The sequence below is a fragment of the Lacihabitans sp. CS3-21 genome, from assembly GCF_024343675.1.
In the GTDB taxonomy this organism is placed as follows: Bacteria; Bacteroidota; Bacteroidia; order Cytophagales; family Spirosomataceae; genus Leadbetterella.
This window is the reverse complement of record NZ_RJUD01000017.1, coordinates 19,284-41,792: the sequence shown is the minus strand read 5'-3', so window position 1 is coordinate 41,792 and position 22,509 is coordinate 19,284. Positions and strand designations below refer to the sequence as shown.

The 22,509-nt window shown below is 36.9% G+C and carries 21 protein-coding genes; 10 read left to right on the top strand and 11 right to left on the bottom strand.

Translation table 11 applies throughout. The features are described 5' to 3' along the window. From EGI24_RS11305 to EGI24_RS11295, 3 genes are all read right to left on the bottom strand, one after another. Nucleotides 1-471 carry a LiaF domain-containing protein gene (locus EGI24_RS11305; protein WP_255048511.1) on the bottom strand — a complete coding sequence of 157 codons (471 nt, stop codon included), beginning with the start codon at nucleotides 469-471 and terminating at the stop codon, nucleotides 1-3. Between the two features lie 58 nt (nucleotides 472-529). Further along, a complete protein-coding gene (locus EGI24_RS11300; RefSeq protein ID WP_255048510.1) occupies nucleotides 530-1,240 on the bottom strand; it encodes a cell wall-active antibiotics response protein in 711 nt (236 codons plus the stop codon). A 164-nt stretch (nucleotides 1,241-1,404) separates the two neighbouring features. Beyond that, complete coding sequence (locus EGI24_RS11295) at nucleotides 1,405-2,541, bottom strand: acyltransferase (RefSeq protein ID WP_255048509.1); 1,137 nt, start codon at nucleotides 2,539-2,541, stop codon at nucleotides 1,405-1,407. 256 nt (nucleotides 2,542-2,797) lie between these two features. On the opposite strand from EGI24_RS11295, the gene EGI24_RS11290 reads away from it, so the two are divergent. Then, nucleotides 2,798-5,377, top strand: a complete 2,580-nt coding sequence (locus EGI24_RS11290) for a zinc-dependent metalloprotease (RefSeq protein ID WP_255048508.1) — start codon at nucleotides 2,798-2,800, stop codon at nucleotides 5,375-5,377. A gap of 64 nt (nucleotides 5,378-5,441) precedes the next feature. Here EGI24_RS11290 and EGI24_RS11285 read toward each other — a convergent pair whose 3' ends face one another. Together EGI24_RS11285 and EGI24_RS11280 are read right to left on the bottom strand one after the other, a co-directional pair. Continuing rightward, the gene (locus EGI24_RS11285) at nucleotides 5,442-6,122 is read right to left on the bottom strand and encodes a metal-dependent hydrolase (protein ID WP_255048507.1); all 681 of its coding nucleotides are present in this window, start codon (nucleotides 6,120-6,122) and stop codon (nucleotides 5,442-5,444) included. A 31-nt stretch (nucleotides 6,123-6,153) separates the two neighbouring features. Further along, entirely contained in the window at nucleotides 6,154-8,649 is a 2,496-nt protein-coding gene (locus EGI24_RS11280) for a phosphocholine-specific phospholipase C (RefSeq protein WP_255048506.1), read from the bottom strand. A 170-nt stretch (nucleotides 8,650-8,819) separates the two neighbouring features. Between EGI24_RS11280 and EGI24_RS11275 the strand changes: the two genes are divergently transcribed. Beyond that, the gene (locus EGI24_RS11275) at nucleotides 8,820-10,271 is read left to right on the top strand and encodes a sulfatase (RefSeq protein WP_255048505.1); all 1,452 of its coding nucleotides are present in this window, start codon (nucleotides 8,820-8,822) and stop codon (nucleotides 10,269-10,271) included. Here EGI24_RS11275 and EGI24_RS21885 read toward each other — a convergent pair whose 3' ends face one another. Beyond that, nucleotides 10,272-11,108, bottom strand: a complete 837-nt coding sequence (locus EGI24_RS21885) for an AraC family transcriptional regulator (RefSeq protein WP_255048504.1) — start codon at nucleotides 11,106-11,108, stop codon at nucleotides 10,272-10,274. A gap of 130 nt (nucleotides 11,109-11,238) precedes the next feature. Here EGI24_RS21885 and EGI24_RS11265 point away from each other — a divergent pair, with 130 nt between their 5' ends. The 6 genes from EGI24_RS11265 (at nucleotide 11,239) to EGI24_RS11240 (ending at nucleotide 17,454) form a co-directional block, all read left to right on the top strand. Then, the gene (locus tag EGI24_RS11265) at nucleotides 11,239-12,033 is read left to right on the top strand and encodes a phytanoyl-CoA dioxygenase family protein (RefSeq protein WP_255048503.1); all 795 of its coding nucleotides are present in this window, start codon (nucleotides 11,239-11,241) and stop codon (nucleotides 12,031-12,033) included. A gap of 13 nt (nucleotides 12,034-12,046) precedes the next feature. Then, a complete protein-coding gene (locus EGI24_RS11260; protein ID WP_255048502.1) occupies nucleotides 12,047-13,159 on the top strand; it encodes an alcohol dehydrogenase catalytic domain-containing protein in 1,113 nt (370 codons plus the stop codon). A gap of 150 nt (nucleotides 13,160-13,309) precedes the next feature. Then, the gene (locus EGI24_RS11255) at nucleotides 13,310-14,098 is read left to right on the top strand and encodes an alpha/beta hydrolase family protein (RefSeq protein WP_255048501.1); all 789 of its coding nucleotides are present in this window, start codon (nucleotides 13,310-13,312) and stop codon (nucleotides 14,096-14,098) included. A 65-nt stretch (nucleotides 14,099-14,163) separates the two neighbouring features. Then, nucleotides 14,164-15,765 carry a GMC family oxidoreductase gene (locus EGI24_RS11250; RefSeq protein WP_255048500.1) on the top strand — a complete coding sequence of 534 codons (1,602 nt, stop codon included), beginning with the start codon at nucleotides 14,164-14,166 and terminating at the stop codon, nucleotides 15,763-15,765. 42 nt (nucleotides 15,766-15,807) lie between these two features. Next, complete coding sequence (locus EGI24_RS11245) at nucleotides 15,808-16,794, top strand: bestrophin family protein (protein ID WP_255048499.1); 987 nt, start codon at nucleotides 15,808-15,810, stop codon at nucleotides 16,792-16,794. Nucleotides 16,795-16,824: 30 nt separating this feature from the next. Next, nucleotides 16,825-17,454 (top strand): carbonic anhydrase, encoded by a 630-nt coding sequence (locus EGI24_RS11240; protein ID WP_255048498.1) that lies wholly within the window; start codon nucleotides 16,825-16,827, stop codon nucleotides 17,452-17,454. Nucleotides 17,455-17,544: 90 nt separating this feature from the next. Here EGI24_RS11240 and EGI24_RS11235 read toward each other — a convergent pair whose 3' ends face one another. From EGI24_RS11235 to EGI24_RS11215, 5 genes are all read right to left on the bottom strand, one after another. Continuing rightward, entirely contained in the window at nucleotides 17,545-17,940 is a 396-nt protein-coding gene (locus tag EGI24_RS11235) for an Hsp20/alpha crystallin family protein (protein WP_255048497.1), read from the bottom strand. A gap of 4 nt (nucleotides 17,941-17,944) precedes the next feature. Further along, nucleotides 17,945-18,115, bottom strand: a complete 171-nt coding sequence (locus EGI24_RS11230) for a hypothetical protein (protein ID WP_255048496.1) — start codon at nucleotides 18,113-18,115, stop codon at nucleotides 17,945-17,947. Between the two features lie 19 nt (nucleotides 18,116-18,134). Next, on the bottom strand, nucleotides 18,135-18,371 hold the full coding sequence (locus tag EGI24_RS11225; RefSeq protein WP_255048495.1) for a hypothetical protein: 237 nt from the start codon (nucleotides 18,369-18,371) through the stop codon (nucleotides 18,135-18,137). Nucleotides 18,372-18,542: 171 nt separating this feature from the next. Further along, nucleotides 18,543-18,845: a hypothetical protein gene (locus EGI24_RS11220; protein ID WP_255048494.1), complete on the bottom strand. Its 303-nt coding sequence runs from the start codon at nucleotides 18,843-18,845 to the stop codon at nucleotides 18,543-18,545. A 4-nt stretch (nucleotides 18,846-18,849) separates the two neighbouring features. Then, entirely contained in the window at nucleotides 18,850-19,398 is a 549-nt protein-coding gene (locus EGI24_RS11215) for an RNA polymerase sigma factor (RefSeq protein ID WP_255048493.1), read from the bottom strand. Nucleotides 19,399-19,613: 215 nt separating this feature from the next. On the opposite strand from EGI24_RS11215, the gene EGI24_RS11210 reads away from it, so the two are divergent. After that, a complete protein-coding gene (locus EGI24_RS11210) occupies nucleotides 19,614-21,038 on the top strand; it encodes an aldehyde dehydrogenase family protein (protein WP_255048492.1) in 1,425 nt (474 codons plus the stop codon). A gap of 100 nt (nucleotides 21,039-21,138) precedes the next feature. Further along, nucleotides 21,139-22,479 (top strand): amidohydrolase family protein, encoded by a 1,341-nt coding sequence (locus EGI24_RS11205; RefSeq protein ID WP_255048491.1) that lies wholly within the window; start codon nucleotides 21,139-21,141, stop codon nucleotides 22,477-22,479. Nucleotides 22,480-22,509: the final 30 nt, after the last annotated feature.

The window sequence follows — 22,509 nt, the reverse complement described above, 5'->3', positions numbered from 1 at the left end:
TTAGTATCTCTTGATTTCCAAACCTCCCATCAAAACAGTCCCTCTGATTTTAAGGGTTTTAGAACTGTCTTCGACTACATCTTCGTCTTCGGCGTTTCTATCTTTAGAGTCTCCCATAATATTGTCAGTTTCTAAAACCACATTCCAGTCTTTTGGCACTTTTATTTTTGCCCCTCCCATCATGAGAAACACATCAATAGAAGCTCCTTTTTCTAATGAGGCATTGGTCAAATCTATTTCGGTTCCACCCATCACACAATTAATTATTCCACCTTTCAGTTGGGCAAAATTGTATTCTTCTTTTGTGCCACCCATGAGGTTGTTAACTTCAAAAAAATTATTTCTGCTTTTGCCTCCTTCTGTAGTCTCCTCTTTGGTCACTCTGTCTTGAAGTTTTCCAAGAACACCCAATCCTCCAATTATTACTAACACTATGACAAAGTATTTTATGAAAGTTTTTTTACTATCCATGATTGAAAATATATTTAAGGTTTATTTTAAAATATTGACGTTTAATCTATTAAAAAACTTAATATCTTTTTATTTCCACTCCACCCATCACGACATTACCTGATAGGTAAAATTTCTTTTCCTTATTTACAACAGACTCCGGAAACTTCGTGATTTGGTCTTCCACGCCACCCATTATTGGCAATACGTCAATCATTACATTCCATTCTTTTGGTACTCTGAGTTCCAATCCTCCCATTAAAATAAAGATATTCAAGCCTGATTTAGCAGCCAGATCTGCCTCAGTAAGGTCTATTTGTGCCCCACCCATTACACAATTTACTTGTCCACCTTCAAAGTTTTTTGAAAACACCTTTTTGTTAGTTCCAGCCATAATATTTGATTCATTTAAATATTCAAAATCAGTTCCGTCTGCCTTCAATTGTCGCTTGGGCATGTCAAACTTAGGATTGAAATATTTGTAAAGTATTAGACCTCCCAAACCAACTAACAGAAGCGGCCAAAGCTTGTAATAAGTTTGACGTTCGGCAGAAGTCAAAAAATCAGGAATAAAAAACACCACAGCGATGGTAGTAGCAATTATACCTTCCATGTTTTTGCCTTTCAAGAAAGCATTGATGCCAATGATAAGCGGAACGAGCCTCCAGCTAAAGATTTTTACTGGGAAATTAAAATTCAGCATTCCGAAATTTCTGAATAGAAAAAGTCCTCCAATCGATACCAACAAAATTGACCAGAAGAATACAGCATTTTTGTTATTGTTGTTCATAATTTGTTTGTTTTAATGCTTCAAAATTACAGGGTTCATTACCCAAAGAAAACAGGAATTCGGTGAGTGTTCAAACTTTTACCGATAAATGAGTTGTTTTTATCGTTGAATGGAAAACTGCAACCCTTCAAAAAAAGGAATGATTAATTATATATCGAAACGTTCTAACGCTTTTCCAGTCTTGCCTTTATCTTCAAAAAATAATCTTCAAAGTATTTTTTCGATAAATAAGAAACCAAAAACACCAATAAAAACAAGATGGAATAAAAGACAACAGTAGAGAACAGCGGAGCCATTAGACTCAAAAATGGTTTTAGAACCAATACAATAGCATAAATAACAAACATGTGGTACATGTAAATTCCGTAAGAGATTTCTCCTAAATAGGATAAAAACTTGCTTTTGATTTTAAACAAATTTTGGGGAATAAGTGAAACTCCGATGATTATATATAGGAAAAGGAAATCAAGAAAAAGTTTAGAAAAAACTGGCCTACTGAAAAAGGTTTTCCAGAGTTGATTTTGAAAGTTGATATTATAAATCAAAAAGACTGCTAATAAGGTATAAATTAGGATTTGAATGAGTGGTTTATATATAAAAAGATTTGTAAAGTCTTTTTTTCTGTTAAAAACAAGATAAGCCCCTAAACCGCCAACAGCCATGGCGTCAAAGCTCAGAATGCTGGAGATATATCTAAAAAGCTCATCCTTGTAGATATAAATCGAAACTAAATCAATGACCATTTTCGTCAGGATGACTCCCAATAGCAATTGTAAAATGTACTTTTTGAAAATTTTGAACAGTGGTGCCCAAATCAAGTAAAATACCTCCTCCACACCGATTGACCAAAGTGGTTCTAGTATATGATGTCCAAAATAGAAAGTGACTAAGCCAGGAAAAAAGAAAACAAAATAATACCAAACCTGAGAGAAAGTATAGGGCATTTCATAGCCAATATGAAGAAACTTAAATGCAATTGGTAAAACTAAAGCTCCAACAAAAAACATCAAAAAATACAAAGGCCAGATTCGCAAAGTACGTTTAAGATAGAAGGTCTTTATGCTAGTTTCACCAGTTTGGTTATCTTCTTTTAATAAAAGATAAGTAATCAAGAAGCCACTCAGAACAAAGAAAAAGGTCACTGCATTTCCTCCGTTTTTGAAAAAACTCAGCCAATCTAGATTAAAAAGTCCATTTTTCTTTCTGACGGCCTCTGCATGGTGGATTACCACCAAAAAGGCCGCAAAAAACCGAAGTGCATTGAGGCCTTCAAAATGTTTGATATTCTTATAATCGGGCATTAAAATGAATCTTTTCAATAATCTATCAAAAGTACAACGAGGCTAGTGAAAATAAAATCTATCGTCACTTTATGTAGTAATTCATCCAAAACAAAAGTCGTTGTTTTAAACATTCTCAACCATTCAATCAAGCTTTTCGTCCAACAATACCATTTTTCAATTCAGTAATTACAATATTTTTTTACCTTTGGTATAATTCCTTGCAACAACTTACAAATTTTACAAACTATTAATTATTAAAACAAACTCTAAAATTATGACAAAAAAGGTCTTTACATTGCTTGTGGCTCTAATAGTGAGCATAGGTTTTGGAGCCAATGCTCAAAAGAAAAAGAAAGCTGAAGAAGCAAAACCCGTAGTGGCCGAGGTTCCTAAAAAACCTGAAGCTCCTAAAAAACCTGAAACTCCCAAAAAAGGCCCAAAACCTTACAAAGAAGTTGTAGACAGCACAGCGGTTACTCAGAAAGGCATGATGACGGTGCATAAAATGGATGACAAGTACCTTTTTGAAATTCCAGATTCGCTACTTGAAAGAGAAATTATGTCTATCACTCGATTCTCTAAAACGCCTGCTGGTGGTGGAATATTTGGTGGTGAAGAAGTGAATCGCCAAGTGGTAAAATGGGAAAAAGGCATAAACAACAATTTGCTTTTGAGATCAATTACCAAAGTTATTATGTCGCCAGATAGCTCAAAACCTATGGCTCAAGCTGTAAAAAACTCTAGTGCAGACCCTATTATCGGTAATTTTGAAATTAAAGCCATCAAGAAGGATTCTACTGGAAAAGTTGCAATGGGTTACGTAATAGATGTGACCAGTACTTTCGATTCTGACATTCAAACATTCTCATTGGGATCTATTGACAAACAAATTTTGAATATCGTTGCTTTCCAAAAGGACAGATCGTATATACAAAAAATTAAGTCTTATCCAATAAATACTGAAATCAGAACAGTAAAGACTTTCTCTACTACACCTCCTCGTATTTCACTCACGCCTATGCCACAAATAGGAGTAAATCTTCCAGCGGCCTTAGATGCTGGTGTGGTAACTATGGAATTCAACACTTCCATGATTTTGCTTCCTAAAGTACCGATGCGAAAAAGGATTTTTGACGCTCGAGTGGGTTATTTTGCTAACAGTTTCGGAGTTTTTGAGGAAGAATCACAAAAGGCAGACGAAGATGTGTTTGCTGTAAGATGGAAATTGGAGCCAAAGTCTAAAGAAGATGCCGAAAAACAAAAAAGAGGTGAGCTAATTGAGCCTAAAAAACCAATTGTGTACTTTATAGACCCAGCTACACCAGAAAAATGGAGAAAATACATAAAAGCGGGTATTGACGACTGGCAACCAGCCTATGAAGCAGCTGGATGGAAAAACGCCATTAGAGGTGAATATTGGCCAGAAAACGATACTACAATGAGCTTAGAAGACGCTCGTTTCTCGGTGGTTAGATACTTTGCAGCAGATATTCAGAATGCTTACGGACCAAATGTACATGATCCACGCTCTGGCGAGATATTGGAAAGTCATATTGGTTGGTACCACAACATCATGAGTCTTTTGAGAAACTGGTATCTGATACAAACTGCTGCCGCTGATCCAGCTGCCAGAATGAAAAAATTTGATGATCACTTGATGGGCGAATTGATTCGTTTTGTATCTTCTCACGAAGTAGGTCATACTTTGGGGCTTCGTCATAATATGGGAGCTTCATCAGCTACGCCAGTAGAAAAACTCAGAGATCCGGCTTTCCAAGAGAAAAGCGGTCATACATCTTCTATAATGGACTATGCGAGATTTAACTACGTAGCTCAGCCAGAAGACGGCGTAAAGCATTTCTTCCCTCGTATTGGTGACTACGACAAATGGGCAATCAAATGGGGTTATAGCTATTTTGCAGATGCCAAAGACGAAGATGCCGAAAAGAAAATATTGAATGATATGACCAAAGAGGCTTACAAAAACCGTCGCCTCTGGTTTGGAACAGAAATTAGTCCTTATGACCCTCGCTATCAGACAGAGGATATCGGTGACAATGCCATGCGAGCGTCTGAATATGGTATCAAAAACCTGAAGCGTATTTTACCAAACTTGATGGAGTACAGCAAAGAAAACGGTGAAAGTTACCAAGAATTGGAGGAAATGTACATGAACTTGGTGGGACAGTTTAGAAGGTACATGGGCCATGTAACCAAAAACGTTGGTGGAATCTATGACACACCAAAAACCTACGACATGGAAGGCAACCAGTTTGAAATAGTACCGAGAGCTATCCAAAAAGACGCTGTGGCATTCTTGAACACGCAATTGTTTACCACGCCACTTTGGATGATGGACCAAAATATTTTGTCGAAAATTAAGCCTGAAAACGGTGTGGAAGCCATAAAAGCCATGCAAGATGCAACACTTTCGAGCCTTTTGATGGGTGACCGTGCCGTTAGATTAATGGAAAGTGGTGCCGCAGGTCCTGGAAATTATACTTTAGACGAAATGATGACCGACATTAGAAGTGGCATTTTCTCTGAACTAAAAACCAAAACAAGCATCGATATTTACAGAAGAAACATCCAAAAGGTGTTCGTGGATAAGATAACTGCACTATTGAAACCAGGAAATACCATGGTGAGAGCAATACCAGTTGGAGTAACTTACGGTTTCAATACCAGAATGGTAAACCTAGCTCAAACAGACCTTCCATCCATAGCTAGAGGACAATTGATCGACTTGAAAAACGAAATGAAAGCAGCTTCTACCAGAATGACGGACAAGTTGAGTAAATATCATTTACAAGATTTGATTGCCAGAATAGACATGTCTTTGGATCCGAAGTGATAGAAATTAGATATTTTATTATGAAAGCCACCTCTTTTGGGGTGGCTTTTTTGTTTTGGTAAAATCAAACCATCATAATTTGCCCTACTTCTAACAAAACTAGCTCCTTATTTGCTTCAGCAAATGCAGTTTTGGCCAGATGATGATCTATTTTGATAGGTGGAAAAGAATCAAAATGACATCCAAAAATCTTAGAACATGCTATGAAATCAGCTGCAATTATTGCATCATCATAACCCATCGTGAAATAATCACCAACAGGGAGAATAGCGAAATCTAAGGGTGGACAAATTTTAGGAATTAACTGCATGTCTAATGTCAGTGCTGTATCTCCTGCATGATAAAAACAGTTTTTATCATTCCAAATTACAAAACCGAATGGATTGCCGCCATAAGTGCCATCAGGCAACACACTTGAATGAATAGCCGTTACGAGTTTAACAGTTCCAAAATCAAAAGTAAACTTACCTCCAATGTTCATTCCGTGGGCGGCTAATCCTTTATTTTGATACCATTCCGCTATTTCATAATTAGAGATTATCGGAGCGTTACATTGTTTGGCAATAGTCTCAGCATCAGCGACATGGTCACCATGGCCGTGCGTGAGTAGAACATAATCTACCTGAATATCGGTTAAAGCGATATTTCCGGCAATTGGATTTCCTGAAATAAAGGGATCGAAAATGAGGCGTTTGTCGCCAAATTCTACAATAAAACACGAGTGGCCCAAATATTGAATTTTCATAATTTTATATTTATCTCAAAAATATTAAATTTTACACCAATCCACCCATTTGTGGATCAGTAAAGCTCTCTTTTCCAGTTTCTACATGGCCTGCATAATACCAACCTGCCTCTTTGCTACCTTTGGTTCTGACCAAAAAATCATACCATGAATGGCTTTGGGTCAAATCCAGCGAAACCTTTTTGTATTCGTTTTTTGAAAGCGTAATGGTCTTTATTCCAGTTTTATAGGCCAAATCAACCACTTCAACCTGAATGGCTTTCCCACTGATATTTTTAATTTGTAGGTCTACATTACCATTAAACTTCCTATCCTTGTTTTCTTGATACCAAAGTTTCGATTCAAAGCCATTGGTTTCCACATTAATTTTAAAAGCCCTGTAAAAACCGTTTGGTCCATAAACCTCAAACTTAAATTTTTCGCTATCGAGCATCCAAGTATCGGTTATGGTATCACCCGCTTTCAATGCATAATTCCTAGTTTTCACCTCACCATTTTCTCTGTAATACACCACAAATGGACAGCCAACAGCTTCCTCTCCAAACATCTGTTTGCCCACTTTGAAAATTATATCAAACTTATCATCTCTTTCTTTCCCCTCCACATAAAGTTCGTACGGCAAAGCACATGCTCGCTTTATTCCTTTTTCTTGTTTGGGCATCCAGGCCGATTTCTCAGGAAATTTATTGGCTTCAATCACCTCCTCTGGCATCAGGGCTTTATAATTATTTGGCAATTTTTTAAACTTGGCCGCATGAATGGCTTCTAAAAAAGGCTCTTTTTTGACATACTCCAAAGTCTCTATTTTCTCACCATTATAGGGTTTAAAAACAGAAGTTAAATCCCCACAAACTGCTCTTCTCCAATCGCTTATATTTTCTTCTTTTACATTTTTGTTGAATTTTTTAGAGACAAATTTTTCCAAAAACTGCAACATAGAGGTATGATCAAAAATTTCAGAACAAACTTGTCCACCCCTACTCCATGGCGAAGCAATAACTAAAGGCACTCTGAATCCCAAACCTATGGGACTTTCACGGGCGTCCTTTTCTGGATTTTTATATTTGCGTAGTTTTTCATGTTCAATATTTACGTGTTCTACCGAAGTGTCTATTCCTGAGGATACTTTTCCAGTATTTGGTTTTAAATGATGTGGTGGCACAAACGGCGGAACGTGATCAAAATACCCATCGTTTTCGTCATAAGCGAGAATGAAAATCGTCTTCTTCCATATCTCAGGATTTTTGGTTAGAATCTCCATTACCTCAGACACATACCAAGCTCCATACCAAGGTGCTCCTGGATGATCTGAGAAGTTTTCAGGTGCCACCAACCACGAAACCGCAGGGAGTTTATCTTCACTTACATCTTTTCTGAACTGATACAAAACATCCCCTTTGGGTACTTCCAAACTCCTTTTTATGCCATTATCGTCATATTCTATCGCTACAAGTTCTCTGTAATCTGCGTCTGCCCTATTATTCGTAAAAGCTTTTTTATGCAGATTCTTCTGAAAAGAACTCAGTTTTTCAAAATTCTCAGGCGTGTATTCCTTTATATCTACTTTCAAAATCTCCAAAAAGGATTGTAGATTGGACAATTCACGTTTTGCTTTTTCTAGTTCCTGACCTGAAAGTGATGAAATTTTGGCCTTTAACTCTTCAATTCTCACCGGAATTACGTCCTTCTCTTTATGCAAATAGGCATGATACTCAGGAGCAAACTTCACTTTGTATTGGTCAAACCATTCAATGGAATTATCGGTAAAATTCGACAACCAAGCATCGCTTTCTCCTTCCAAACCCGACCTCAAACTGATTTCATTTTGGTATATTCTCCAGGAAATACCCGCTTCCTCCAGGCGTTCAGGAAAAGACTTCCAATACGCCCAACGTCCATAATCAATATCCTCATTTTTTACATTGGCCTTTGATTCAAAACTGGCCTTTTCTCTTATTGTACCCGACCACATGTATAATCTATTGGGTGTAGTGCCAGTCAGCGAAGAACAAAAATTCTGATCACAAACCGTAAATGCATCCGCCAGAGCATAATAAAATGGAATATCTTCACGGTCATAATACCCCAATGTCAAAGGCATTTCTTTGTATTCTTCATGGCCTGAGGGTTTTGCTTGTAGCCACTGGTCGTATTTTCCGTCATTTCTGGCATCTACCTGATTCTCCCAAGAATGTGGCAGAGAACTCATCCAAGTAGCGTTGGTTTCTTTTAAATCTAACCGAAAAGGTGCAAAAGTTTCTCCTTTAGGATTGGTTTGTAAAAAGACTTTGTTATTGTTTGGCAACCTAATTGCCCGTGGGTCATTAAAACCTCTTACGCCTTTTAGCATGCCATAACTATGATCAAAAGATCGATTTTCTTGCATCAAAATCACCACATGTTCAGCATCCCAAAATGTACTTCCTTCAGCTGGATTGATGGCCATGGCCCTTAGGATAGAACTTGGCAAAGCCATTCCGGCGGCCAACATCGAAGCTTTCTTTATAAAATCTCTACGAGAGTCCATTTTTATACGATTGATTGTAATCTGACAAAATACATGAAAATTCTAAAAACAAAATTTCTATTTACTTAAATTTGTTTTAAATATACATAAAACTAAAACCGATATTCACTTAAGCATAGAGAAGAATATCATGAAATTGTTAATATTACATTTTAGATTTAAAACTAATAATGAAAAAAATATTCGCCCTATTGTCAATAATTCTCTTTTCAATATTGAATTTTTCCTCCATTACGATAAACAAAAAACCAAATATCCTTTTCATTTTAGCTGACGACTGGAGTTATCCTTTTGCCGGATTTTATGGAAACAAAGACCTCAAAACACCAAACTTAGATGCCCTTGCCAAAAACGGAGTTGTATTCGACAATGCTTTTTGTGCAAATCCTTCCTGCACACCATCGAGAGGCTCTATTTTGACAGGGAAATATTCACATAACCTAAAAGAAGGCGTAAATCTGGTGGGAAAACTAGATCCTAACGAAATAACTTATACAAAGGAACTTAGAAAAAATGGATATGCAGTAGCCCATGATAAAAAAGGATGGGCTCCGGCTAGACTCGATTTATTAGGTTATAAAGAAAACCCAGCTGGACCAAAACAAGAATTCAACAGATTTATAGATAGTATCGGCACAGACAAACCTTTTTGTTTTTGGTGGGGGACAAATGACCCACATAGACCTTATGAAATAGGATTCGGAACAGCTTCTGGAATCGACTCTTCAAAAATAAATTTACCGAAATTCCTTCCCGATACCCCCGAAATTAGAGGTGACGTTGCGGACTATTTTGCTGAAATTCAAAGAATGGATAAGGAAATTGGGGAATTAATAGCCAAGCTAAAAGCCAAAGGTATTTTCGAAAATACAATAATTGTAGTCACTGGTGACAATGGAATGCCTTTTCCGCATGCCAAAGCCAACCTTTATGATTATGGCACAAGAGTTCCATTATTAATTAGTTATCCCAGAGAATTCAAGAAAAATATCCACAACGATGCCTTCGTTAATCTCATTGATCTATTTCCAAGTTTTATGGATTTCGCATCTATTCCTTTCAATCATAAAATAGATGGAATTAGCCTCTTGCCGATATTGAAAGGCAAAAAAACAAATCATAGAAATGAGGTTTATTTGGAAAGAGAAAGACACTGTATGGCAAGGGCCCAGAAGGGAAATTCTTATCCTGGATATCCCATGAGAGCCCTCCGGACCAAAGATTTCCTTTATATTCAGAATCTCAGACCGGATAGAAATCCTGCAGGTGATGAGACAATTGCGGGAACGCCTTCTGAATATGGTGATGTGGATGGAGGCCGTACCAAAGCCTACATGATGGATCATAAAGCAGACAAAAATGTGACCAAATATTTTAAAATGGGTTTTGAGAAAAGACCAGCTGAAGAATTATATGATGTTAAAAAAGACCCATACAATTTGATAAATTTAGCCACTAATCCAGGTTATAAAACCACCAAATATTCCTTAAAAACCAAGCTGGAAACTTGGATGAAAAAAACCAATGATCCCAGAGTAAATGGAAAAGGTGATGAAATAGATGCTTATGAGACATATGATAAAGCATGGATTACAAAATGGGATATTGTTTTTTGGCAGTAGTTAATACCCCAACGGACTCACTCCTTTCATTTTTTTAAACAGTTTATTGAAATACGGCACATCATTAAAGCCGCTTTCAAAAGCTATTTGGCTGACCGATAATTCATTTTTTTTCAGAAGTTGACAAGCATATTGTATTCTGTATTCGTTAATAATCTCTAGAAAAGTTTTGCCGGTAATGGTTTTAAAATATCTGCAAAAAGAAGTGGGTGAAAGGTGGGCAACTTCTGCTATTTTCTTAAGCGTAATTTCTTCTCGATAATGTTCAATTAAATATGCAAAAACTCGCTGAAATCTAATAGTTTCATTATTAGAATGTTTTAAACTTGAAAAAGAACGATCAATAGGCACTAATTCGTTTGAACTTGCTAAAATTCCCAAAATTTTCATTAGAGATAATAGCTTTGGGTATTCATCCTTTTCTTCCAAAAGCTCCATTTCAGTTAATATTTCTATTTTCCCCTTACCTGAAATCTTTAAACCAGCATTAGAATAGGTAAAAAGATCTTTTATTTTTTGCATTTCAGGCAATTCCAAAAAGCCCTCACCTAAAAAATCTCGTTTGAATTGAACAACAGTTGCTTCAACCGTTTGGTTTTCTGGGACTGGCTTCGAGATCCAGCAATGGGGCAGATTTGAACCTAGAAAAACCAAATCGTCCGCCTCAAAATCTTCAACTTGAGTGCCTACATACCGTTGGCCTTCCCCTTTTTTTATATGTGTAAGTTCAAATTCGGGGTGAAAATGAAAAGGAGCGTCAAAAGCAGAAAGCTCAAATTTTCGAAATAGAAACGAGCTTGTAATATCTTGGTTTAATTTCTCAAGAACAGCTTTCACTTGTCTTTTTTTACCAAAAATATCAATATTAAATGACAATAATGATAATATTAGACAATACTTTGAAAATTTTGTCAAATATATTTTTCTAAATTCTCTACAACTTGCATCATCAAAATTTAAACCTTTTATGAAACTCGACCAAACCTACGAACTCTCCCAAGAACAAATTGACTTCTATCAAAAAAACAGATATCTCAAACTAAAAAATGTATTTGATGCCGAAACACTTGCGTATTATGGTGAAAAAATCTCAGAAAAAGTAAACGAACTCAACAATCAGGAAAAACCCCTTGATGCCCGAGATACATATGGAAAAGCTTTTTTACAGATTTTCAATCTTTGGCGTGAAGATAAGACCATCAAAGAATTTGTGATGAGTCGACGTTTGGGTCAAATAGCCGCTGAACTGATGCAAGCAGAAGGAGCAAGAATTTATCATGACCAGGCACTTTTCAAAGAGGGCGGTGGTGGCATCACCCCATGGCATGCCGACCAATATTATTGGCCTTTAGAATCAGACAAAACAATAACTGCATGGATTCCTTTACAAGAAATACCTTTAGAAATGGGGCCGCTAGAGTTTAGTGCGGGCAGTCATGCAATAGTGGAAGGCCGAGAATTGGCTATCAGCGATGATAGTGAAAACATGATTGCTCAAAAGTTAAGAGTTACTGATTTCAAACATGTTATTGAGCCATTTGACTTAGGCGAAGTAAGTTTTCACTCAGGATGGGTTTTTCACCGTGCGGGAGCCAACCAAACAGATCAAATGCGTAAGGTAATGACGGTAATTTATATGGACAAAAACATGATTTTGAAAGAACCTGAAAATGAAAATCAAAAGAAAGATTGGGAAGTTTGGTGTCCTGGGGCCAAAGTTGGAGAAATTATAAATACTGAACTAAATCCTGTGGTTTTTTAATTAACTTACCATTATGATACATTCAAAAGCAGCAATAGCGTCGGGCGAAGGTAAATTTTCGATTCAAACTATCGAAATTGCAGATCCTAAAAACGATGAAATATTAGTACAAATAAAGGCAGCAGGAATTTGTCATACCGATTGGGATTCGCAATCGTGGGGCAAAACTTTGGTAATGGGCCATGAAGGAGCAGGCGAAGTTGTAGCCATTGGCGAAGCTGTAAAGAACTTTTCTATTGGCGACAAAGTCATGCTCAATTGGGCTATTCCTTGTTATGAATGTTTTCAGTGTCAAGAAGGAAACCAGCATATTTGCGAACGAAATTCGGCAGTAACTGCAGGCAATAAAGTAAGCGGAGGCCATGCTTCTTTTGAATCAACTATTTTAAACGGAAGCCCCATCGAAAAGGCTTTCAGTTTAGGAACCATGTCGGAATATACTTTGGTAAGAGAGGCAGCTTGCGTTAAAGTCCATGTTGATATTCCTTTTCCTTCGGCTGCTATAGTTGGTTGCGGGGTAATGACTGGCTACGGTTCTGTAGTGAATGCCGCCAAAGTTAAACCCGGAACCAACGTTGTGGTTTTAGGTACCGGCGGAGTGGGTCTCAATGTGATTCAAGGGGCAAGAATAGCAGGTGCAGGTAAAATAATTGCCGTTGATATAAATCCATTAAGACTTGAAATGGCCTTAGAATATGGTGCTACACATACGCTTTTGGCAGAAAAAGAAGATATAGGTTTGTTAAAAGCAGCCAAAGCAGTAAAAGAATTATGTGATGGAAGAGGAGCAGATTATGCTTTCGAATGTACTGCAATTCCAGAGCTTGGTGCGGCTCCATTGGCAATGGTTCGAAATGCTGGAATGGCTGTGCAAGTTAGTGGAATTGAGCAAGAAATCAAGATTGACATGAACCTTTTTGAATGGGATAAAATATATATAAATCCACTTTATGGCAAAACTCGTCCGCAAATTGATTTTCCGATTCTCCAAGATCTTTATGCCAAAGGTGACCTACTATTGGATGAAATGATTACACGAACTTATGCTTTGGAAGATTTAGAACTTGCCTTCAAAGATATGCATGAGGGAAAGAACGCCAAGGGAGTTATTCGATTTGACGATTGATTCATTTGACGATTTTAGATTAGTTCGATTTACAATTTATTCAATATTGGATTTACGATTATAGACAATATTTTTCTCAAAGTTTAGAAATCAAACCGTGAAACACTGTGAAGTAAACTGCTATACTTCGTGACCTTTATAAAAACTAAAATGACAAAATTTTTCACGACCGAGTTATCCAGTTATGAAGTCCTTGACTTTATTACTGTAAAAAGTAATGCACTAAAAAAACGTGCCGACATTACGATTTTCAATCCAGCAAAAAATGACATTTCAGACAAATCGTTGCCATTGGTTATTTTACTTCACGGGGTTTATGGCAGCCATTGGGCTTGGTCAATGAAAGGCAAAGTACATGAAACTGCTCAAAGGTTGATAAAAGAAGGAAAAATAAAGCCTATGTTATTCGTGATGCCCTCTGACGGACTTTTGGGTGATGGAAGTGGATATGTACCTCACAAAACCGAGAATTATGAAAAATGGATTGTGGAAGATGTTATTGATGTAATGAAAGAGCAATACACACAAATAACCGATAAATCACCAATTTTCATCACAGGTCTTTCCATGGGCGGCTATGGTGCATTGCGATTAGGAGCAAAATACCCACATCTTTTCAAAGCTTTTTCAGGATTATCTTCCATCACACATTTTGAACAATTGAAGCAATTTGTTGCTGATTTTGAAACGATTAAAAATCAAGCCATCGAACAAGATGGGGTAATGGATTGGATGATAAAAAATAAAGCAAACCTCCCTTCTTTCCGCTTCGATTGTGGATCTAATGATGTATTAATAGAACAAAATAGAAAGCTCCACTCAGAGCTTCTCACACACAATATTCACCATATCTATAAAGAAAACCCCGGTGAACATTCATGGGAATATTGGGCAGAACATATTGCCGAAACATTGATATTTTTTGATTCTCAGCTCTAAGGATTTTTGAATATTTTTTTAGAAGCCCAAAAAGTCCTATATTTATTTCATAAACCCTTAAATAAATGACTTTTGATTACATTATTGTTGGTGCAGGAAGTGCAGGTTGCGTTTTGGCCAATCGTCTGTCTGAAAATCCAGAAAACTCCGTTTTGCTAATAGAAGCTGGCGGAAAAGACTCCAAAATGGAGATTCATATACCAGCTGGGTATGCCAAGCTTCATAGAACTGAAGTAGATTGGGGCTATTATACCGAACCTCAGGAACATATTCTTAACCGAAAAATCTATCTACCAAGAGGCAAAGTGATGGGTGGCAGTAGCTCCACCAATGCCATGGCTTATGTGAGAGGGAATAAAGAAGACTACAACGATTGGGCAAAACTTGGCAATGAAGGATGGGCTTATGAAGATGTTTTGCCATTTTTCAAAAAATCAGAAAACAACCAAGATATCCAGAATGATTTTCATGGAAACGAAGGTTTGCTGAATGTGGAATTTTCAAAGAATTTCAAAACACCTTTTTCTCAAGCTTTCATTGAATCTTGTATTGAAAGAGGCTTTTCTGATAATAAAGATTATAACGGTGAGCAACAAGCAGGAACAGGCCGGTTTCAATTCAATATCAAAAACAGCAAAAGACACAGTGCTGTGGATGCGTTTCTGAATCCCATCAAACACAGAAAAAATCTCACTATTCTAACCAACACACGCATAGAGCGGGTTATGATAGAAAAAGACAAAGCCGTCGGAGTAGAAGTAACCAACAAATCAACAGGCATTTATAAAGCTTTGAAAGAGGTTATCCTTTCCACTGGATCATTTATTTCTCCACAAATATTGATGCTTTCAGGCATTGGTGACAAAGATGAGCTGAAAGCACAAGGGATAGAATGCAAAAAACATCTTCCGGGTGTTGGCAAAAACTTGCAAGACCATTTGTTCTATGCCATTAGTGCACTTACAACCACCCAAGAAGGCCAAAACCATCACTTAAAACCATTGAATCAACTCAAAGATTTGGTGCAATATTTACTTTTCAAAACAGGTATTTTCACTATAGGGCCATTAGAAGCCATTGCATTTGGAAGCACATCTTTGAGTCCAGAAAGGGTAGATTATCAATTTCATTTTGCTTCACTGCACTTGGGTGACGATTATTCTTGTGATGTGTATGACATCAAAACCTTCCCAACTGTTGACGGAGTAAGTATCCTTCCGACACTTTTACGACCAAAAAGTAGAGGATTTGTAAGTTTAAGAAGCAAAAATGCCAAAGATTCACCTCTAATTCAGCCTAATTTTTTGGAACACGAAGATGACAGAAAAGTACTTATCGAAGGTGGAAAAAAAGCCTTAGAGGTACTCGGCTCAAAAGCATTTTCAAGCCATATTGATAAGATAATTACACCACCTTTGGGCACTTCAGATGATGCGATTTGGGATCATATTCAGAAACAAGTAGAAACCGTTTATCACCCGGTTGGTACCTGCAAAATGGGAAATGACGAAATGGCGGTGGTAGACAGTTCTCTCAAAGTACATGGCATAGAAAACCTCCGAGTAGTGGATGCTTCCATTATGCCAACCTTGGTTTCGGGTAACACAAACGCCCCAGTTTACATGATTGCCGAAAAAGCCGCAGATCTTATTATCAAAGCCAAATGAAAATCCCCAAATTTTTTCTAACTCATTAATTTATAGATATTTATGTATACTGGAAAAGACTTTACATTTAAACTCCTTTGGCATTTCGCCAGAAAAAACCTTTTTAGAACCCTCGTTGTAAGCATTCTAGCGGTGATTTTATACAAATATTGTGGTTGGACTTTCATAGGAATACCTTTTGTTCCTATTGCATCCATTGGCACAGCAGTGGCTTTCTACGTCGGGTTCAAAAACAATCAAGCTTACGATAGACTTTGGGAAGCTAGAAAACTTTGGGGTGGCTTTACCAACACCAGTAGAAATTTTACAGTTCAACTGATTGCCTTGGTTGACGACAAGACGATAGTGAAAGAAATGCTCAGAAAACACATCGCCTATATCAATATTCTTAGATTACAACTTAGAAAAACTATCCCATGGGCAACAAGCAAAGAGAACATACATCAAACCTTTAGAGGTGAAAGGGCAGAAATAGAAGAATTTGATGCCGGTTTGAAAAAAATATTAGAGGAAAACAACAAACTTCAATATTATGAAGAGTTAAAAGGTAAAAACAATGTTGCTTCGGGATTATTAAAGTCTCAAATATTGGAGTTAACAAAACTCAAAAAGAACAAACAACTCGACGAGTATGAACACAGTGACTTGGTAAAGCACGTAAACGAGTTTTTTAATTTACAAGGTGGCTGCGAAAGGATCAAAAACACGCCTCTTTTCAGACAATACAGCATATTCAGCAGAGTATTTGTAATATTATTCATTTTCCTTCTGCCTTTTGGCCTATTAAAAGATTTGAGTCAATTGGCAACTTGGGGAACCTGGTTGACTGTACCTTTTTCATTACTTATTTCTTGGGTATTTTTCACCATGGAACAAATTGGCGAATACTCCGAAAACCCCTTTGATAATTCCGTAAATGATATTCCACTTAGTACAATTTGCAGAAATATTGAAATAGATATCATGGAATTATTAGGGGAAACAAAACTTCCAGAAAAAATTGTACCTATTGATGATGTATTATTATAAAAAAGAATTCTTCAATTTTATTCAAAGCAAATGGACAAATTCGAGCAAATTTTCAGGAACAATGAAATTTGGGTGGCAGATAAGCTAGAAAAAGACTCCGAGTACTTCAATAACCTAGTAAAAGGACAAAGTCCTGATTTTCTTTATATAGGATGCTCAGATAGCCGAGTAACTGCAGAAGATTTGATGGGTGTGCAGCCAGGAGAAGTTTTTATTCATAGGAACATCGCCAATATGGTCGTAAGTATAGACCTCAACGTAATGAGTGTAATCAATTACGCTGTGAAACATTTGAAAGTTAAACACATCATCGTGTGTGGTCATTATGCCTGCGGTGGAGTAAAAGCAGCCATGCAGCCCGCCGACATGGGGATTCTGAATCCGTGGCTGAGGAATATTAGAGATGTTTACAGGACTCATAAAGATGTACTCAATGCCATAACAGATGAGCCGGCACGATACGATAAATTGGTTGAATTAAATGTTCAGGAACAATGTATCAACGTCATAAAACTTGCCGCTGTGCAGGAAGCACACAAAGAAAGAGGCCTTACAGTTCATGGATGGGTTTTTGATATTCATACTGGTAAATTGATAGACTTAAAAATTAACTTTCCTAAAATTCTTTCTGAAATTATGGAAATATACAGGTTGGACTAAGTTAAAAATTGATTCAATTTTTTTTACTAATCCTGTATTCAAAAAAAGGCAGCCTCAAAGAAGCTGCCTTTTCGTATAATTTATGAGCTATTACTTTACCTCTATTTGCACATCTTTTTGAAGTGCTTCTTTTGATTTTGGTAAATTGACCGACAAAATACCATTTTCGTGTTTTGCGGTAATGTTTTCAGCATCCACTTTTCTATTCAGAGCCACCAATCTTTCAAAAGTTTTTAAAGGAAACTCCTGTTGGATAAATTTTGGTGGATTTTCAATTTCTTGCAGACCAGTAATGTGCAAAACATCTTCTTTAACTGCTATCGAAATATTTTCTTTGCCAAATCCGTTGGCATAAACCTGTACCAAATATTCAGTTTCATTCTCTGAAATATTTAATGGCACATTGTATTTTGGACGACGGAAACCTCCGCCAAAATTTTGCATTTTATGAAATGCATGATGATAATGAGCTTTATCTCTACACATGTTTTTAATTGTTTTTTTGGTTAATACTTTTTTGATTATCGTGGCCTTGTACGCAATGATTTGCATGATGCCCTAAATGTTTATTGTGATGTCTCCAGCCAAAATGGGCTGTCAATGCACCGAAAGTGAGTATAGCTGCTAAAATACTCACAAAAAATCTTGGTCTTCTTTTCATAATTTGTACGTTTTAAAAATTAATCAATATGGATGATTTGGCTATTTTGGTTTCTGTTCTTGAAAACAACACTTTCAAATCCAGACATAGCATATACATCGTTGCGAACGGTGCGATATTGGGCTTGGGCATATCGCATTCTTCTTCTAAAACCTATGCCCATAAGAAGGAAGAACAGTAAAAAGAACAGTAAAATAAACGGAGCAAAAAATAAGGTAGCTCCCATAAATACTCCAAACAAAATTGACTTTAACATTTTTAAATTTATTGTTTATAAAAGGGAAGACGAGCGAGTGGAGATTTTACTTTAAAGTTTTTGATTTATTTTTGAAATAAACCATAATCACCTACAAATGAACATATTATATACAAAAAAAAGTCTTTCACTGAAGAAAGACTTTTGAATAAAATCAATATCTAATATCTATCACTTGCCACACCTTTCCTTCCATTGTTCCTTAAAAGCTTGCTTTTCTTCATCACTCATGTTCATGAATTTTTCTTTAAATTTTGATTTGACAAATGGTGGCTTTCTGTACTCTGACTTTCTAAAATTAAATCCCCCAAACAAAATTCTACTCAAAACAAAAAGTCCCAATGCTTGCACATAACTTATTTTTGACCAATGAAAAATATCTGGAATGAGCCAGTTCCAAAGCTGCATAATTACCCAACCAAAAGCCATAAATCCTGCTATGATTACTGGAATAAAGAAAAGCCCTTTTTTCATTGTTTTAATAATTTAATTCTTCGTATAAATAATTCAATCTATTTCTCAGATGTTTAACAGCATAACCTTTTCGGCTGATTATCGTTTTAAGATTTTCGCCTTTGAGGTCTGCTATTTGCTGTAAAGTTAAATCTTCCATTTCGTTTAATACAAAAACTTCCCGCTGATTTTCAGGAAGTTCTTGTAAAGCTCTTTCGAGTTCATTCCAAAAAGTCTCTTTAAATAGAGCCAAATCGGGGTTGTTGCTATCGTCTAAAAGCAGTATTTCTTTAAACATCAAATCCCCGTCAGAATCTTCAAAAGCATAATCTTCAAGTGAATCTGTAGTTTTCTTTCTATACTTGTCTGTTACCTTATTTCTGGCTACTTGATAAAGCCAAGCACTCACATTTTCAATGTCTTCCAAATTCCCAAAACTCGATAGTTGATACCAAACATCTTGAAGAATATCTTCGGCATCTTCGTTAGAACGAACCTTGCCACGAATAAACCCAAACAGCTTTTTTCCAAAAGCTTGAATGGTGGTTTTAATCGTACGGTCTTTTTGGCTCATTAATTTTTGAAATAGTTTTTTTTATGAAGACGAACTACTTTGGATTTTACTTTAAATTATTCGGAAAATAATAAAGTAACTACTTAAACAACTGACAAACAACCTTTTCAATGAAAACAATTCTAATTTTTCTATAATGAAATTGCTTTTCTTGAAGCAAATAAATTATTTTTTATTAAATTCGACTCACAATCAACCAAATAAAAACCAAAACCATGAATATTGTATCTGAGGCAGTAAATATTGACCAAATAAATAGAATATTTCAGGCTCAAAAGGCCAATCAATTTGCAATTGCAAACGCTCCTATAAAAGAGCGAAAGTCAAAACTTAAGGCACTTTTAAATGCCTTAGAAAATACTTTCAGGCAAGATTTAAGAGATGCCATGATGGCAGATTTTAAAAAACCGAAAGCCGATGTTGACCTGTCTGAGATATTTCCAGTTACGAGCGAAATAAAGCACGCTATCAGTCATGTTGGAAAATGGACAGCTAAGCAAGCGGCTGATACACCTTTAGCTTTTTTCGGTTCCACTTCTTATATCAAATACGAACCCAAAGGTGTTTGTCTGATCGTAGCACCTTGGAATTTCCCTGTTAACTTGCTTTTAAGCCCTTTGGTATCTGCTATTGCAGGTGGAAATACCGCAATTTTGAAACCCTCAGAATTTACCCCACACACCTCAGCAGTTCTGGCCAAATTGATAAAAAGCATTTTTAGCGAAAACGAAATAGCCCTGATAGAAGGTGGCATAGAAACCTCAACAGCACTTTTGGAGTTGCCATTTAACCATATTTTCTTCACTGGTGCACCGTCTATTGGCAAAATTGTAATGAGAGCCGCAGCTAAAAATTTGGCTTCTGTCACTTTAGAATTGGGCGGAAAGTCACCAACCATTGTAGACGAAACGGCCTCCATCAGTACCGCAGCCAAACGTATTGTTTGGGGAAAATTCCATAACAGTGGTCAGATATGTATTGCACCCGACTACGTATTGGTGCACGAATCTAAAAAAGAAGTATTGATTGAAGCCATGAAAAAAACCTTAAATACGTTTTATGGCTCTGACGCCCAATCGTCTGAATCTTACGGACATATAGTGAACCAAAAACACGCTGAAAGAGTAAACGGATACATACAAGATTCAGTTTCGAAGGGTGCACAAGTTGTTTTTGGAGGGAAATCAGACACCTCAAAGAGTTTTATTGAGCCAACCTTAGTTTCCGAAGTTCCAGCAGACTCTGCATTGATGCAAAATGAAATTTTTGGACCAGTATTGCCTATAATTTCTTATAAAAACCTTGATGAGGCCATTGCCAAAATCAATGAGGGAGAAAAACCATTAGCACTTTACATATACAGTAAAAGTGATAAAAATATTGAAAAAATCATGGACAATACCCGTGCTGGCAACTCGTGTATAAACAACAACGACCTGCACTATTTCAACCCCAACTTGCCTTTTGGTGGCTCTAATAACTCCGGAATAGGCAAAGCACACGGTATTTTTGGTTTTCAAGAATTCACCAATGCCCGCGGGGTTTATCGCCAGCATTTACCCAGCACCTTAGAACTATTGATGCCACCTTACAACAATTTGAAAGAAAGATTGATTGAATTGGTGGTGAAGTTTTTTTGATAATTCGAGGTTTAATAGCCTAAATTAATGCGTTAGTCTATTTGGTATCATTTTATGAATAGAAATGAACTAAATTGATTTAAAATTTTATCTAAAACTTATGAACAAATATTTCAAAGCCCTACTGGTTATTTTTTCCCTACTATTATCTCAAGTGAGTTACTCCCAAAAAATCAAAGCCCTAGTTGGCGGCACATTATTAGATGGTTTCGGTGGACCGCCTATCCAAAACTCAGTAGTGCTCATTGAGGGTAAAAGAGTAAAAGCAGTGGGCCGTATCGGCGAATTGGCCATTCCAAAAGATGCCGAAATCATCTCCACCGAAGGCATGAGCGTAATGCCAGGCTTGTGGGATATGCATGTGCATTTGATGATCAACGGACACAGCAATTACACCCATTGGGACAGTACCTACATCAAAAAATTTGAGTCTATCATTATGCCGTCGTCTGCTCATCAACTGCTTATGGCAGGCGTAACAAGTGCCAGAGATTTGGGTGCTCCGCTAGAAGCAAGTATCAACGTTCGAAACAAAATAAACCAAGGTAAAATACCCGGGCCAACCATTTACGTTTCAGGACCATTTTTGCAACACCGTCCGTATCCCAAAACCGAGGAATTCCGTTGGGGAATATATGGCGAAGAAGACGCCAAAGCCAAAGTTAAAAAACTTGCAGATGCTGGCGTGGATGTAATAAAGCTCATTGATCACGATGAAATGACAAAAGCCGAAGCACAAACCATTGTAAATGAAGCCCATAAATATGGCTTACCCGTTATCGCCCATAGCCATAGACCCAACGAAATACGCGTTGGACTCGAAATCGGTGTCGATTGTTTTGAGCATACCGGACTTTCATCTGCCCCAGAATATCCCGAGGACATTATAGCAGCTATAAAAGAACGAACTGCGAAAATGAGCATGGGCCCACTTTTTTGGACACCAACTGTTGAGGGACTTTACAATTATGAGTATGTGCGAGATAATCCCGAAAAATTGGACGATCCATCGTGGCATTTGGGTTTACCCAAAGACATCATTGAAGACATCAAAGGATCTTTGAAATACCCAGGACAAATGCCCTATTTTCAACTAACGCCTATCAGAAAGCCGACTTTGACTAAAAAAATGAACCAGTTGAAAGATACTGGCGTAGTAATGGTAATAGGAACAGACAGCGGCATTCCGATGAAATTTCATAGCCAAAGCACTTGGAATGAGCTAGATGTGTGGGTAAATAAAATGGGTATAGACCCAATGTATGCCATAAAAGCTGCAACTTATTGGCCAGCAGTGGCGATGAAAGTCGACAAAGACTATGGCAGTATAAGTGCAGGAAAATACGCCGATATCATTACTGTCAGAGGAGATGTATTGAGATACATTTCGCTTTTACAAGACGTAAAAATGGTTATCAAACATGGTGAAAGAGTGAAGTAGTCTTGCAAAAAAAGAACTTGAAAACATCCA